At 58.6% G+C, this 13,134-nt stretch carries 15 protein-coding genes and 1 riboswitch; of the genes, 8 read left to right on the forward strand and 7 right to left on the reverse strand.

Annotation, left to right across the window (positions count from 1 at the left end):
- Positions 1-129 precede the first annotated feature (129 nt).
- The 5 genes from cecR to ACMGGE_RS10195 are packed head-to-tail and all read left to right on the forward strand — an operon-like array spanning position 130 to position 5,770.
- A complete protein-coding gene (gene cecR / locus ACMGGE_RS10175; protein WP_045909498.1) occupies positions 130-807 on the forward strand; it encodes a transcriptional regulator CecR in 678 nt (225 codons plus the stop codon).
- Positions 804-1,799 (forward strand): secretion protein HlyD, encoded by a 996-nt coding sequence (hlyD, locus tag ACMGGE_RS10180; protein WP_420293725.1) that lies wholly within the window; start codon positions 804-806, stop codon positions 1,797-1,799. Before cecR ends, hlyD begins: the two co-directional genes overlap by 4 nt.
- The gene (locus tag ACMGGE_RS10185) at positions 1,792-3,531 is read left to right on the forward strand and encodes an ATP-binding cassette domain-containing protein (protein ID WP_048222145.1); all 1,740 of its coding nucleotides are present in this window, start codon (positions 1,792-1,794) and stop codon (positions 3,529-3,531) included. Before hlyD ends, ACMGGE_RS10185 begins: the two co-directional genes overlap by 8 nt.
- Entirely contained in the window at positions 3,521-4,654 is a 1,134-nt protein-coding gene (locus ACMGGE_RS10190; RefSeq protein ID WP_045909495.1) for an ABC transporter permease, read from the forward strand. The genes ACMGGE_RS10185 and ACMGGE_RS10190 overlap by 11 nt, the downstream gene beginning before the upstream one ends.
- Before the next feature lie 9 nt (positions 4,655-4,663).
- Positions 4,664-5,770: an ABC transporter permease gene (locus ACMGGE_RS10195; protein WP_045909494.1), complete on the forward strand. Its 1,107-nt coding sequence runs from the start codon at positions 4,664-4,666 to the stop codon at positions 5,768-5,770.
- Here the strand turns inward: ACMGGE_RS10195 and ACMGGE_RS10200 are convergent.
- Positions 5,732-6,142, reverse strand: a complete 411-nt coding sequence (locus ACMGGE_RS10200; RefSeq protein WP_045909493.1) for a YbhQ family protein — start codon at positions 6,140-6,142, stop codon at positions 5,732-5,734. The two genes, ACMGGE_RS10195 and ACMGGE_RS10200, sit on opposite strands and share 39 nt — an antisense overlap.
- 133 nt (positions 6,143-6,275) lie before the next feature.
- Between ACMGGE_RS10200 and ACMGGE_RS10205 the strand changes: the two genes are divergently transcribed.
- Genes ACMGGE_RS10205 through ACMGGE_RS10215 form a run of 3 tightly spaced genes read left to right on the forward strand, consistent with a single transcriptional unit; the run spans position 6,276 to position 9,234 of the window.
- Entirely contained in the window at positions 6,276-7,037 is a 762-nt protein-coding gene (locus ACMGGE_RS10205) for an endonuclease/exonuclease/phosphatase family protein (protein ID WP_048222143.1), read from the forward strand.
- Positions 7,034-8,272 (forward strand): cardiolipin synthase ClsB, encoded by a 1,239-nt coding sequence (clsB, locus tag ACMGGE_RS10210; protein ID WP_045909491.1) that lies wholly within the window; start codon positions 7,034-7,036, stop codon positions 8,270-8,272. Before ACMGGE_RS10205 ends, clsB begins: the two co-directional genes overlap by 4 nt.
- Positions 8,272-9,234, forward strand: a complete 963-nt coding sequence (locus ACMGGE_RS10215) for a lysylphosphatidylglycerol synthase domain-containing protein (protein ID WP_063621219.1) — start codon at positions 8,272-8,274, stop codon at positions 9,232-9,234. Before clsB ends, ACMGGE_RS10215 begins: the two co-directional genes overlap by 1 nt.
- Before the next feature lie 89 nt (positions 9,235-9,323).
- Here ACMGGE_RS10215 and ACMGGE_RS10220 read toward each other — a convergent pair whose 3' ends face one another.
- From ACMGGE_RS10220 to moaA, 6 genes are all read right to left on the reverse strand, one after another.
- Positions 9,324-10,031 carry a Bax inhibitor-1 family protein gene (locus ACMGGE_RS10220; RefSeq protein WP_045909489.1) on the reverse strand — a complete coding sequence of 236 codons (708 nt, stop codon included), beginning with the start codon at positions 10,029-10,031 and terminating at the stop codon, positions 9,324-9,326.
- Between the two features lie 64 nt (positions 10,032-10,095).
- A complete protein-coding gene (gene moaE / locus ACMGGE_RS10225; protein WP_045909488.1) occupies positions 10,096-10,548 on the reverse strand; it encodes a molybdopterin synthase catalytic subunit MoaE in 453 nt (150 codons plus the stop codon).
- Position 10,549: 1 nt separating this feature from the next.
- A complete protein-coding gene (gene moaD, locus ACMGGE_RS10230; RefSeq protein WP_045909487.1) occupies positions 10,550-10,795 on the reverse strand; it encodes a molybdopterin synthase sulfur carrier subunit in 246 nt (81 codons plus the stop codon).
- Entirely contained in the window at positions 10,788-11,273 is a 486-nt protein-coding gene (gene moaC / locus ACMGGE_RS10235; RefSeq protein WP_008501142.1) for a cyclic pyranopterin monophosphate synthase MoaC, read from the reverse strand. Before moaC ends, moaD begins: the two co-directional genes overlap by 8 nt.
- Before the next feature lie 3 nt (positions 11,274-11,276).
- Positions 11,277-11,789, reverse strand: coding sequence for a molybdenum cofactor biosynthesis protein B (gene moaB / locus ACMGGE_RS10240; RefSeq protein ID WP_045403780.1), 513 nt, complete (start codon positions 11,787-11,789; stop codon positions 11,277-11,279).
- 24 nt (positions 11,790-11,813) lie between these two features.
- Complete coding sequence (moaA, locus tag ACMGGE_RS10245) at positions 11,814-12,803, reverse strand: GTP 3',8-cyclase MoaA (protein ID WP_420293726.1); 990 nt, start codon at positions 12,801-12,803, stop codon at positions 11,814-11,816.
- Positions 12,791-12,925: riboswitch (molybdenum cofactor riboswitch) on the reverse strand. (Overlaps the previous gene by 13 nt.)
- Positions 12,926-13,134: the final 209 nt, after the last annotated feature.

Consider the following 13,134-nt stretch of genomic DNA (forward strand, 5'->3'; position numbering starts at 1 on the left):
ATGTCGCGAAGGGGCGGAGTGTAGCAGCTTTTGTGACGTGGCGCATAAAATATCCCTCCGCGTTCCCTCGACGTAAGCGTGAATCAGGCATAATCTTAATCAATCGATTGATTAATTTTTAATGCCGCCATGAATACAACACCCACAACAACCAAAGGTGAACAGGCCAAAAACCAGCTTATTGCCGCCGCGCTGGCGCAGTTTGGTGAGTATGGGCTGCATGCGACCACGCGCGATATCGCCGCGCTAGCCGGGCAAAACATTGCGGCGATTACCTACTATTTTGGCTCAAAAGAGGATTTATATCTCGCCTGCGCCGAGTGGATTGCCGATTTTATCGGCACGCAGTTTCACCCGCACGTCGAGGAGGCCACCGCGCTGCTCAGCCAGCCGTCGCCCGATCGCGAGGCCATCCGCCAGCTGATCCTCAATGCCTGCCACAACATGATCCGCGTGCTGACCCACGACGATACGCTCAACCTGAGCAAGTTTATCTCCCGCGAGCAGCTCTCCCCCACTGCCGCCTATCAGCGGGTACACGATCGGGTCATTGCCCCGATGCATACCCACCTGACCCGGCTGATCGCCGCCTATACCGGGCGGGATGCCAACGATACCGCGACAATTTTGCATACCCACGCCCTGCTGGGTGAAATCCTTGCCTTCCGTCTGGGCCGGGAAACCATCCTGTTACGCACCGGCTGGACACAATTTGATGAGGATAAAGCCGCGCAGATCGGTGAGGTGATCGCCTGTCATCTCGATCTGATCCTGCAAGGCTTAACGCAAAGGAGCCTGAAGTCATGAAAAAACCTGTCGCCATCATTCTGGTGGTTGTTGTTTTGCTTGCCGCGGGCGTCGGTGGATGGCTGTGGTACCAGAGCCATCAGGATAAAGGCCTGACGCTGTACGGTAACGTGGATATTCGCACGGTGAACATGAGCTTCCGCGTCGGCGGCCGTCTCGCCTCGCTGAGCGTTGACGAAGGCGATGCCATTAAAACCGGGCAGACGCTGGGAATGCTGGACAAAGCGCCCTATGAAAATGCGCTACTGCAGGCCAAAGCGGGCGTCTCCGTTGCGCAGGCGCAGTATGACCTGATGCTGGCCGGCTATCGCGACGAAGAGATCGCTCAGGCCGCAGCGGCCGTCAAACAGGCGCAGGCGGCCTATGACTACGCGCAGAACTTCTACGCTCGCCAGCAGGGGCTGTGGAAAAGCCGAACCATTTCCGCGAATGACCTGGAAAATGCGCGCTCCTCCCGCGACCAGGCGCAGGCAACGCTGAAATCCGCGCAGGATAAATTAAGCCAGTACCACACCGGTAACCGCCCGCAGGATATCGCCCAGGCGAAAGCCAGCCTTGAACAGGCGCAGGCGCAACTGGCCCAGGCGGAGCTGGATCTGCACGACACCACGCTCATCGCACCGTCTGACGGCACGCTGATGACCCGCGCCGTGGAGCCGGGCAGCATGCTCAGCGCGGGCAGTACCGTGTTAACCCTCTCCCTGACCCGCCCGGTCTGGGTACGTGCCTACATTGATGAGCCTAATCTCGGCCAGATGCAGCCGGGCCGCGAGCTGTTGCTCTATACCGACGGTCGCCCGGACAAGCCGTATCACGGCAAGGTGGGCTTTGTCTCCCCTACCGCCGAATTCACGCCGAAAACAGTAGAAACGCCGGACCTGCGTACCGACCTGGTGTATCGCCTGCGCATCATCGTGACTGATGCGGATGATGCCCTGCGCCAGGGCATGCCCGTCACCGTAAAATTGAACAGCGGGGAACGACATGAATGATGCGGTTATTCAGCTCAACAATCTGGTCAAACGTTTCGCAGGGATGGACAAACCGGCAGTCGCGCCGCTGAACTGCACCATCCAGAAAGGCTATGTCACCGGCCTGGTCGGCCCGGACGGTGCGGGAAAGACCACGCTGATGCGCATGCTGGCGGGGTTGCTGAAGCCGGATGAAGGCTCGGCCAGCGTGCTTGGGCTTGATCCGATAAAAGACGATGGCGCGCTCCACGCCATGCTCGGCTATATGCCGCAGAAGTTTGGCCTGTATGAAGACCTGACGGTGATGGAAAACCTGAACCTGTACGCCGACCTGCGCAGCGTCACCGGCGAAGCCCGACAGAAGACCTTCGCCCGCCTGCTGGAATTTACCTCCCTCGGCCCGTTCACCGACCGGCTGGCGGGCAAGCTTTCTGGTGGGATGAAGCAGAAGCTGGGGCTGGCCTGCACACTGGTGGGTGAGCCAAAAGTGCTGCTGCTGGACGAGCCCGGCGTGGGCGTCGACCCGATATCGCGCCGCGAGCTGTGGCAGATGGTGCACGAGCTGGCGGGCGACGGGATGCTGATCCTCTGGAGCACCTCCTACCTCGATGAAGCGGAACAGTGCCGGGACGTGCTGCTGATGAACGAAGGCGAACTGCTTTATCAGGGCGAGCCGACGACACTGACGCAGAGCATGGCCGGGCGCAGCTTCCTGCTGCACAGCCCGCAGGCGTCCAACCGCTCGCTGCTGCAGCGGGTGCTCAAGCTGCCGCAGGTCAGCGACGGAATGATTCAGGGCCGCTCGGTGCGGGTGATCCTCAAAAAAGAGGCCACCGTCGACGATATTCGCCAGGCGCCCGGCATGCCTGAGATCGACATGGAAGAGACGGCGCCGCGCTTCGAAGATGCGTTTATCGACCTGCTGGGCGGCGCGGGGACGTCCGAGTCTCCGCTTGGCGCAATTCTGCACACGGTGGACGGCACGCCGGGCGAAACGGTGATCGAAGCCAAATCCCTCACCAAAAAGTTCGGGGATTTCGCCGCCACCGATAACGTCAATTTCGCGGTAAAACGCGGCGAGATTTTTGGCCTGCTAGGACCGAACGGCGCGGGAAAATCGACCACCTTTAAGATGATGTGTGGCCTGCTGGTGCCGACGTCCGGCAAAGCGCTGGTGCTGGATATGGATCTGAAGGTCAGCTCCGGCAAGGCGCGCCAGCATCTGGGCTATATGGCGCAGAAGTTCTCGCTGTATGGCAACCTGACGGTCGAGCAGAATCTGCGCTTTTTCTCTGGCGTGTATGGCCTGCGCGGACGGGCGCAGAACGAGAAGATCCGCCGCATGAGCGACGCCTTCGGGTTAACGACGATTGCTTCTCACGCCACCGACGAACTGCCGCTCGGCTTTAAGCAGCGGCTGGCGCTGGCCTGCTCGCTGATGCACGAGCCGGATATTCTGTTTCTGGATGAGCCGACCTCCGGCGTTGATCCCCTCACCCGCCGCGAGTTCTGGCTGCATATCAACAGCATGGTGGAAAAAGGGGTGACCGTGATGGTGACCACCCACTTCATGGACGAGGCGGAGTACTGCGACCGCATCGGGCTGGTGTATCGCGGCAAGCTGATTGCCCACGGTACACCGGACGACCTGAAAAACCAGGCCGCCGACGATGAGGTCCCGGACCCGACCATGGAGCAGGCGTTTATCACCCTCATCCACGACTGGGATAAGGAGAATGCCCATGCGCAGTAACGCCATTTCCTGGCGCCGGGTGCGCGCGTTGTGCATAAAAGAGACGCGGCAGATCGTGCGTGACCCCAGCAGCTGGCTGATTGCGGTGGTGATCCCCCTGCTGCTGCTGTTTATCTTTGGCTACGGCATTAATCTGGACTCCAGCAAGCTGCGGGTCGGGATTTTGCTGGAGCAGCAGAGCGAGGAGGCGCTGGACTTCACCCACGCCATGACCGGTTCGCCCTACATTGACGCCACCATCAGCGACAATCGTCAGGAGCTGATCCAGAAGATGCAGGCCGGGAAGATTCGCGGTCTGATCGTCATTCCGGTGGATTTTGCCGCCAATATGGCGCGGGCGAATACCGATGCGCCGATCCAGGTGATCACCGACGGCAGCGAGCCGAACACCGCGAACTTCGTGCAGGGCTACGCGGAGGGGATCTGGCAGCTCTGGCAGATGCAGCGGGCGGAAGATCGGGGTGAAGAATTTAAACCGCTGATCGACGTGCAGACGCGTTACTGGTTTAACCCCGCCGCCATCAGCCAGCACTTTATTATTCCGGGCGCGGTGACGATTATCATGACGGTCATTGGCGCGATTCTGACCTCGCTGGTGATCGCCCGCGAGTGGGAGCGCGGCACCATGGAGGCGCTGCTTTCAACCGAAGTGACGCGCGTCGAGCTGCTGCTGTGCAAGCTTATTCCCTACTACTTCCTCGGCATGCTGGCGATGCTGCTCTGTATGCTGGTGTCCGTCTTTATCCTCGGCGTGCCGTATCGCGGCTCGCTGGTGGTGCTGTTCTTTATCACCAGCCTGTTTTTACTCAGCACGCTGGGGATGGGGCTGCTCATCTCCACCATCACCCGCAACCAGTTTAACGCGGCCCAGGTGGCCCTCAACGCCGCCTTTTTGCCGTCGATTATGCTGTCCGGCTTTATCTTCCAGATAGACAGCATGCCTGCCGTGATCCGCGCCGTGACTTACGTGATTCCGGCGCGCTACTTTGTGAGCACGCTGCAGAGCCTGTTCCTGGCAGGGAACATTCCGGTGGTGCTGATCGTCAACACGCTGTTTTTACTGGCGTCTGCGGCGATGTTTATCGGGTTAACGTGGATGAAAACCAAACGGCGGTTAGATTAAGGAGCGCGCATGTTTCACCGTTTATGGACATTAATACGCAAAGAGCTGCAATCCCTGCTGCGCGAGCCGCAAACCCGCGCCATTCTGGTGTTGCCGGTGCTGATCCAGGTTTTACTGTTCCCGTTTGCCGCCACGCTGGAGGTGACCAACGCCACCATCGCCATTTACAACGAAGACAACGGCAAACACGCTGTTGAACTGACGCAGCGTTTTGCCCGCGCGAAAGCCTTTACCCACATTCTGCTGCTGAAAAGCCCGCAGGAGATCCAGCCTACCATCGACACGCAAAAAGCGCTGCTGCTGGTGCGGTTCCCGGCGGATTTCTCCCGCAATCTGGATACCTTCCAGACCGCGCCGCTGCAGTTGATCCTCGACGGACGCAACTCCAACAGCGCCCAGATCGCGGCCAACTATCTGCAGCAGGTCGTGAAGGATTACCAGCAGGAGCTGATGGACGGCAAACCGAAGCCCAACAACAGCGAACTGGTGGTGCGCAACTGGTATAACCCGAATCTGGACTACAAGTGGTTTGTGGTGCCGTCGCTGATCGCCATGATCACCACCATCGGGGTGATGATCGTCACCTCCCTCTCAGTCGCCCGCGAGCGCGAACAGGGCACGCTGGATCAACTACTGGTCTCCCCGCTCGCCACCTGGCAAATTTTCGTCGGCAAAGCGGTGCCGGCGCTGATTGTCGCGACCTTCCAGGCCACCATCGTGCTGGGGGTGGGAATTTGGGCCTACCAGATCCCGTTCGCCGGATCGCTGGCGCTGTTTTATTTCACGATGGTGATTTACGGGCTGTCGCTGGTGGGGTTTGGGCTGCTGATTTCCGCACTCTGCTCGACGCAGCAGCAGGCGTTTATCGGGGTATTCGTCTTTATGATGCCCGCGATCCTGCTCTCGGGGTACGTCTCACCCGTCGAGAATATGCCGGTGTGGCTCCAGGATCTGACGTGGATAAATCCGATACGACACTTTACGGATATCACCAAGCAGATCTATCTGAAGGATGCGAGTCTGGATATTGTCTGGGGAAGTTTGTGGCCGCTACTGGTCATCGCGGCCACGACGGGCTCAGTGGCCTATGCGATGTTTAGACGCAACATCGCGTAGCTTTTTCTCTTTGGTCAGCAACGAGACCACCGCAGGCCCTGCGAGGATAGCCAGACCCGCCAGGGCCAGCAGCAGGTTGTTCTGCAGGACGCGTGACAACAGCCACAGGACAATCATCGCGGCACCAAAGTACCAGGTGGTGGTGAGCTCTTCGAGCACATCACCCACCTCACGCCAGCGCGCTTCATGGTGGCGCTGTAAGAACAGCATCGACAGCACGGTGACGCCGTAAAGGACGCATAGCCCCAGGCCAACACGCACCAGCGTGCCGCTCATCCAGCCCATCACCAGTACGGCCACGACCAGTAAATGCAACATTATCTGCCAGCAACTCAGGCCAGTTGCGACACGAACACGTTGTTGCCACTTCATGGCTTCTCTCCTGAAGGATTTTTCTCTGCTTAATCAGACTACCGCACTTTACGGAAAATTCCGTAACGCCGCATCTTTTTGTGACGCCGACTACACTTTATTTTCATTGGGATAGTCACTCAGGAAGGAGCTTATGACGAAAAAAATGCAGCATTTCTCGCTTAAAGTGCTGACGATAAACATTCATAAAGGCTTCACAGCATTTAACCGCCGCTTCATTTTACCGGAGCTGCGCGACGCGGTGCGCACCGTCAGCGCGGATATTGTCTGCCTGCAGGAGGTGATGGGCGCACACGAAGTGCATCCGCTTCACTTTGAGAACTGGCCCGACACGCCGCACTATGAATTTCTGGCCGACACCATGTGGAGTGATTATGCCTACGGCCGCAACGCGGTCTATCCGGAAGGGCATCACGGCAACGCGGTGCTGTCCCGCTACCCCATTGAACATTACGAGAACCGCGACGTTTCCGTCGGGGAGAGCGAAAAACGCGGCCTGCTTTACTGCCGCATTACCCCGCCCGACCTTGAGCTGCCCATCCACGTCGGCTGCGTTCACCTGGGCCTGCGCGAAGCCCATCGTCAGGCGCAGCTGAAAATGCTGGCCGAATGGGCCAACGCGCTGCCTGACGGTGAACCTGTTGTCGTGGCAGGCGATTTCAACGACTGGCGCCAGCGGGCAAACCACCCCCTGAAGGTGGAGGCCGGACTGGAGGAAATTTTCACCCGGGCGAACGGCAGGCCTGCGCGCACGTTTCCGGTCCGTTTCCCGCTGCTGCGGCTTGACCGCATCTACGTAAAAAATGCCCATGCCAGCAGCCCGACCGCCCTGGCGCTCCTTAACTGGCGGCATCTTTCCGACCATGCCCCGCTCAGCGCGGAGATCCACCTATGAAATGTTCCTGGCAGGAAGGCAACCGGATCACGCTGCTGGTCAACGGGGACGAGTATTACCCGGCCGTGTTTAAGGCGATTGATCACGCCCAGCAGAAGGTGATCCTCGAAACCTTTATCTGGTTCGAAGACAACGTCGGCAAGCAGCTGCACAGCGTGCTGCTGCGCGCCGCACAGCGCGGCGTCAAAATTGAAGTGCTGCTGGATGGCTACGGCTCGCCGGATCTCAGCGATGCGTTCGTCAATGAACTTACCGCCGCGGGGGTGGTGTTCCGCTACTACGATCCCGGCCCTCGCCTGTTCGGCATGCGTACCAACCTTTTCCGCCGGATGCACCGCAAAATTGTGGTGGTGGATGAGACGGTGGCGTTTGTCGGCGGCATTAACTACTCCGCTGAGCATATGTCCGACTACGGCCCGGAAGCGAAGCAGGATTACGCCATTCGCATTGAAGGCCCGGTGGTGCAGGACATCTTGCTGTTTGAGCTGGAGAACCTGCCGGGGAAAGAGGCCGTTCGCCGCTGGTGGCGACGCCGCCATCGCCCGGAAGAGAACCGGAAGCCCGGTGAAGCGCAGGCGCTTTTCGTCTGGCGCGACAACGGCGAGCACCGGGATGACATTGAACGCCACTATCTTAAAATGCTGGCCAACGCCAAGCGCGAAGTGATCATCGCCAACGCCTACTTCTTCCCGGGCTATCGCCTGCTGCATGCCATGCGCAATGCTGCAAGACGCGGTGTGCGCGTGAAGCTGATCGTGCAGGGTGAGCCGGATATGCCGATCGTCAAAGTCGGGGCGCGGCTGCTGTATAACTACCTGGTGAAGGGCGGCGTCCAGATCTACGAATACCGCCGTCGACCGCTGCACGGCAAAGTCGCGCTGATGGACGATCACTGGGCCACCGTGGGCTCCAGCAACCTCGATCCGCTGAGCCTGTCGCTGAATCTTGAAGCCAACCTGATCATTCACGACCGCCAGTTTAACCAGACCCTGCGGGATAACCTGCAGGCGTTGATCGTTAACGACTGCGTGCGCGTGGATGAGTCCATGGTTCCCAAACGCACCTGGTGGAACCTGGGCATCAGCGTGGTGGTGTTCCACTTTCTGCGGCATTTCCCGGCGATGGTCGGCTGGCTGCCGGCGCATACGCCGAAGCTGGCGCAGGTGGACCCGCCGGTACAACCCGAAATGGAAACCCAGGACCGCATAGAAGCGGAAGATGGAGGCAAACCCTGATGTCGAAATCGCATCCACGCTGGCGTCTGGCAAAAAAGATCCTCACCTGGGTATTCTTTATTGCCGTCGCGGTGCTGCTGGTGGTCTACGCGCAGAAAGTGGACTGGGAAGAGGTGTGGAAGGTTATCCGCAACTATAACCGGATGGTGCTGCTGGGCGCGACGGGGCTGGTTATCGTGAGCTACCTGATGTACGGCTGCTATGACCTGCTGGGTCGGGCCTACTGCGGCCACAAGCTGGCCAAACGTCAGGTGATGCTGGTGTCGTTTATCTGCTACGCCTTTAACCTGACGCTGAGCACCTGGGTCGGGGGCATTGGCATGCGCTATCGCCTCTACTCGCGGCTCGGCCTGCCGGGCGGAACCATCACCCGCATTTTTTCCCTGAGCATTACCACGAACTGGCTAGGCTATATTCTGCTCGGCGGGGTGATCTTCACCATCGGCGTGGTGCAGTTGCCCGCGCACTGGTATATCGATGAGGCTACGCTGCGCATTCTGGGCATCGTACTGCTGCTGATTATCGCCGTTTATCTGTGGGCCTGCGCCTTTGCCAGACGCCGTCATATGACCATTAAAGGGCAAAAGCTGGTCCTGCCCTCGTGGAAGTTTGCGGTGCTGCAGATGGCGGTTTCCAGCGCCAACTGGATGGCGATGGGAGCCATCATCTGGCTGCTGATCGGCGAGGATGTAAACTACTTCTTCGTGCTGGGCGTGCTGCTGGTGAGCAGTATTGCCGGGGTGATTGTGCATATTCCGGCGGGGATCGGCGTGCTGGAGGCGGTGTTTATTGCCCTGCTGGCCGGGGAGCATGTTTCTCAGGGAACGATTATCGCCGCCCTGCTGGCGTACCGCATGCTGTATTACTTCCTGCCGCTGGCGCTGGCAACAATCTGCTATCTGGTGCTGGAAAGTCGGGCGAAAAAGCTGCGGGCGAAGAATGAGAGGATGCTAGCGAAGTGAATAAGTCGGGTGGCGGCTTCGCCTTACCCGACCTACGGTTCGCACTTCGTAGGCCGGGTAAGGCGAAACCGCCACCCGGCAAAGCAATCTTAACGACGGTTGCCAAGAATTCGCAGCAGCATCAGGAACAGGTTGATGAAGTCCAGATAGAGCGTCAGCGCGCCCAGAATCGAATATTTGCGCAGGTTTGAACTGTCGCGCACGTCGATCTGCTCGCCGATGTTTTTCAGCTTCTGCGTGTCATACGCCGTCAATCCAACGAAGATCACCACCCCGATGTAGGTCACGGCCCACATCAGCGCTTCGCTCTTCAGCCACAGGTTCACCAGTGACGCCAGCACAATCCCAATCAGCCCCATAAACAGCATGCTGCCGAAACCGCTCAGATCGCGCTTCGTGGTGTAACCGTACAGGCTCATCGCACCGAACATCCCGCCGGTGACCACGAAGGTGCTGGCGATGGATGAGTAGGTGTAAACGATAAAGATGCTGGAAAGCGTCAGCCCCGTTAGCGCCGAATAGAGCATAAACAGGGTCGTTGCCATGCCGGCACTCAGCTTGTGCACCAGACCCGAAAGCACAAACACCAGCGCCAGTTGCGCGATAATCAGCCCAAAGAAGGTGATTTTGCTGGAGAAGATAAACATCATCAGCTCCGGCGTGTTCGCCGCATACCACGCGATAAACGCGGTAAGTAGCAGGCCAACCGTCATCCAGCCGTACACCTGAGCCATATACGTCTGCAGGCCGCTACGGGTCTGCTGTACTATTGAATCGGAACGCGGAAATCGGTCCATGATTCACTCCTGATTAAGATTAAGTAGACACACTCGTTAAGAGTAACACATCCACGTAAACCGACTACCAACGGCTGGCGGCCTGCTTATCGCTGTCGCGAGATTCTACCCAGCGATCGCCCTCCGGCGTGGCTTCGCGCTTCCAGAACGGGGCTTTGGTTTTGAGGTAATCCATAATGAACTCCCCTGCCGCAAACGCGCTGCCGCGATGGGCGCTGGTCACCCCGACAAAGACAATCTCCTCGCCGGGCCACATCTCACCGATGCGGTGAATCACCGTGACGCGCCCGAGCGGCCAGCGGCCCCGCGCCTCGTCCACAATCTCCGCCAGCGATTTTTCCGTCATGCCGGGATAATGCTCCAGCGTCAGCGCCTTCACGCTGTCACCAAGGTTGTGGTTGCGCACCTTGCCGGTAAAGGTCACGACCGCGCCGTCTTCATCGCGTTCCGCCAGCCAGCTGTATTCGGTCCCCACGTTAAAACGCCCGGGGCTCACCAGAATGCGGGTTTCAGCCATCTTAGCCCCCCGTTACCGGCGGGAAGAAGGCCACTTCATCCCCGGCCTTCAGCGGATGGGTAAGCTCCACCAGCGTCTGGTTAACGGCGGCCAGCAGCTTGCCTTCATCCAGCGCCAGCGTCCAGCGGTCGCTTTGTGCCGCCAGATGCGCGCGTAGAGCCGCAACGTTTTCAAAAGAGGCATCCAGCGTCAGGCTGTCGGTATTTACCAGCTCGCGCACCTGCGCAAAAAAGAGCACCTTAATCATGGCTGTCCACCTTAAAATCACCGGATTTGCCACCGCTTTTTGCCAGCAGGCGAACCGGGCCAATCACCATATCTTTCTGCACCGCTTTGCACATGTCGTAGATGGTCAGCGCGGCAACGGAGGCCGCCGTCAATGCCTCCATCTCCACGCCGGTTTTGCCGGTTAAGCGGCACAGCGATTCAATCCGCACGCGATTGTGCTCCGGCTGGGCCTGCAGGTTCACCTCCACCTTGCTCAGCATCAGCGGATGGCACAGCGGGATGAGATCCCAGGTGCGCTTGGCGGCCTGAATACCCGCGATGCGCGCGGTCGCAAAGACATCACCCTTGTGATGGCTGCCGTCGATAATCATCGCCAGCGTTTCCGGCAGCATGGTGACGAACGCTTCGGCGCGCGCCTCGCGCACCGTTTCCGCTTTGGCGGAGACGTCAACCATATGTGCTTCGCCAGCGGCGTTAATGTGGGTCAGTTGTGACATAGCTTATTTCTTTAAATGGGGATGGAAATTACACGGACGGGTACGGGCATCCAGCTGCGGGGCGATGATGTTTTCCCACGCGGTGCGGCAGGCTTTCGTCGAGCCCGGCATGGCGAAAATCAGGGTTTTGTTCGCCACCCCGGCAACGGCGCGCGACTGCAGCGTGGAGGTACCAATCTCTTCAAAGGAGAGCATGCGGAACACCTCGCCGAAGCCTTCCACCTCGCGGTCGAACAGCGGGAGCAGCGCTTCAGGCGCCTGATCGCCCGCGGTAAAGCCGGTGCCGCCGGTGATCAGCACCACCTGCACCTCATCACTGGCGATCCACTGCGAGACCTGCGCGCGAATGGCGTAGCGGTTTTCTTTCACGATCGCTTTATCAACAATGTTATGCCCCGCGTCATGGGCCGCCTCGCGCAGCCAGTGGCCGGAGGTATCATCCTCTTCGCCACGGCGGTCGGAAACGGTAAGGATCGCAATGCGTGTCGGGATAAATTCTGCGCTGACCTGACTCATCTTCTGATTCCTTCTTAAGACTGGTTACCCGCCGATGTAAGACAGGTTCTGAGTAATGCCGGTATTGCCCTGATGCAGGAAGTGGGTCTGTTTTTTATGCGTCAGTGCTTCAGAAATGCGCGCTTCAAGCGCGTCCTGCTGCGCATCGTCTTCCAGCAGATCGCGAAGGTCCACGCCGCCGTCGCCGAACAGGCAGAGATGGAGTTTGCCCACGGAAGAGACGCGCAGGCGGTTGCAGCTGGCACAGAAGTCTTTCTCGTAAGGCATGATAAGCCCGATCTCGCCTTCATAATCAGGATGGCAGAAGACCTGTGCCGGACCGTCGCTGCGTTGGCGGATCTGGTGGATCCAGCCGCGCCTGAGCAGTTCGTCGCGCAGCACCATGCCGGAGATGTGATGGCGGCGAAACAGCTCGCTGCCCTCGCCGGTTTCCATCAGCTCAATAAAACGCAGCTGAATGGGGCGGGTTTTGATCCACGCCAGGAAGGTATCAAGCTGGTGATGGTTTACATCACGCATCAGCACCGTGTTGACTTTGACTTTTTCGAAGCCGGCCGCAAATGCCGCATCGATACCGTCCATGACCTGCTGGAATTTATCCTGGCCGGTAATGGCGTGAAACTGGCGGGCGTCCAGACTGTCCACGCTGACGTTAATAGCGGTTAAGCCCGCATCGCGCCAGGTGGCTACGTCGCGTGCCATACGGTAACCGTTGGTGGTCACCGCAATCTGGCGGATACGTTCGTTTTCACGCACGGAGGCAATGATGTCGGGGAAATCGCGGCGCAGCGAGGGTTCACCGCCGGTAAGGCGCACTTTTTCGGTGCCGAGCTCAGAGAAGGCGCGCGTGACGCGGCGCACTTCATCCACGGAGAGAAAGCCGTTATTGGTGACGCTGCCCGGTTTGTAGCCGTCAGGCAGGCAGTAGGTGCAACGGAAATTGCACACATCGGTAATCGACAGACGTAAGTAATAAAACTTACGCGCGAAAGCATCAGTAAGTTGTGAAGCCATGTACACCTTTCCAGATACGGGAGGCACAGTCATTTCTTTCTGTACCCTGGTGGCAAATTCGCCACGGCCAGAGCGCCATATCTTTCGACACAGGCACAAGGGCTAGAGTGTATGTTTTCAATGTTGAAAACGTGGTTAGGGCGATAGTAGCGCGGAAATTCGGACAGCGCCATTGTCGCTTTTCGCTATATAATTACGTATATAGCGAATCATTCGCCCATTTTCGCTACAGAATACCTAAAAACCGCATTTTCACATTGATATACGTCATTTTGCATCGGGTGAGGCATCGTCTTTTAGGGGTAGTTAGGTTACTGTTACGCGATCGAAC

It is taken from the genome of Enterobacter sp. BNK-22 (assembly GCF_048684805.1).
GTDB classification, from domain to species: domain Bacteria; phylum Pseudomonadota; class Gammaproteobacteria; order Enterobacterales; family Enterobacteriaceae; genus Enterobacter; species Enterobacter quasiroggenkampii.

Bases quoted from the DNA above. Each gene is read 5' to 3' on its own strand.
- cecR (WP_045909498.1), top strand. From the start codon at position 130: ATGAATACAACACCCACAACAACCAAAGGTGAACAGGCCAAAAACCAG.
- hlyD (WP_420293725.1), top strand. From the start codon at position 804: ATGAAAAAACCTGTCGCCATCATTCTGGTGGTTGTTGTTTTGCTTGCC.
- ACMGGE_RS10185 (WP_048222145.1), top strand. From the start codon at position 1,792: ATGAATGATGCGGTTATTCAGCTCAACAATCTGGTCAAACGTTTCGCA.
- ACMGGE_RS10190 (WP_045909495.1), top strand. From the start codon at position 3,521: ATGCGCAGTAACGCCATTTCCTGGCGCCGGGTGCGCGCGTTGTGCATA.
- ACMGGE_RS10195 (WP_045909494.1), top strand. From the start codon at position 4,664: ATGTTTCACCGTTTATGGACATTAATACGCAAAGAGCTGCAATCCCTG.
- ACMGGE_RS10200 (WP_045909493.1), bottom strand. From the start codon at position 6,142: ATGAAGTGGCAACAACGTGTTCGTGTCGCAACTGGCCTGAGTTGCTGG.
- ACMGGE_RS10205 (WP_048222143.1), top strand. From the start codon at position 6,276: ATGACGAAAAAAATGCAGCATTTCTCGCTTAAAGTGCTGACGATAAAC.
- clsB (WP_045909491.1), top strand. From the start codon at position 7,034: ATGAAATGTTCCTGGCAGGAAGGCAACCGGATCACGCTGCTGGTCAAC.
- ACMGGE_RS10215 (WP_063621219.1), top strand. From the start codon at position 8,272: ATGTCGAAATCGCATCCACGCTGGCGTCTGGCAAAAAAGATCCTCACC.
- ACMGGE_RS10220 (WP_045909489.1), bottom strand. From the start codon at position 10,031: ATGGACCGATTTCCGCGTTCCGATTCAATAGTACAGCAGACCCGTAGC.
- moaE (WP_045909488.1), bottom strand. From the start codon at position 10,548: ATGGCTGAAACCCGCATTCTGGTGAGCCCCGGGCGTTTTAACGTGGGG.
- moaD (WP_045909487.1), bottom strand. From the start codon at position 10,795: ATGATTAAGGTGCTCTTTTTTGCGCAGGTGCGCGAGCTGGTAAATACC.
- moaC (WP_008501142.1), bottom strand. From the start codon at position 11,273: ATGTCACAACTGACCCACATTAACGCCGCTGGCGAAGCACATATGGTT.
- moaB (WP_045403780.1), bottom strand. From the start codon at position 11,789: ATGAGTCAGGTCAGCGCAGAATTTATCCCGACACGCATTGCGATCCTT.
- moaA (WP_420293726.1), bottom strand. From the start codon at position 12,803: ATGGCTTCACAACTTACTGATGCTTTCGCGCGTAAGTTTTATTACTTA.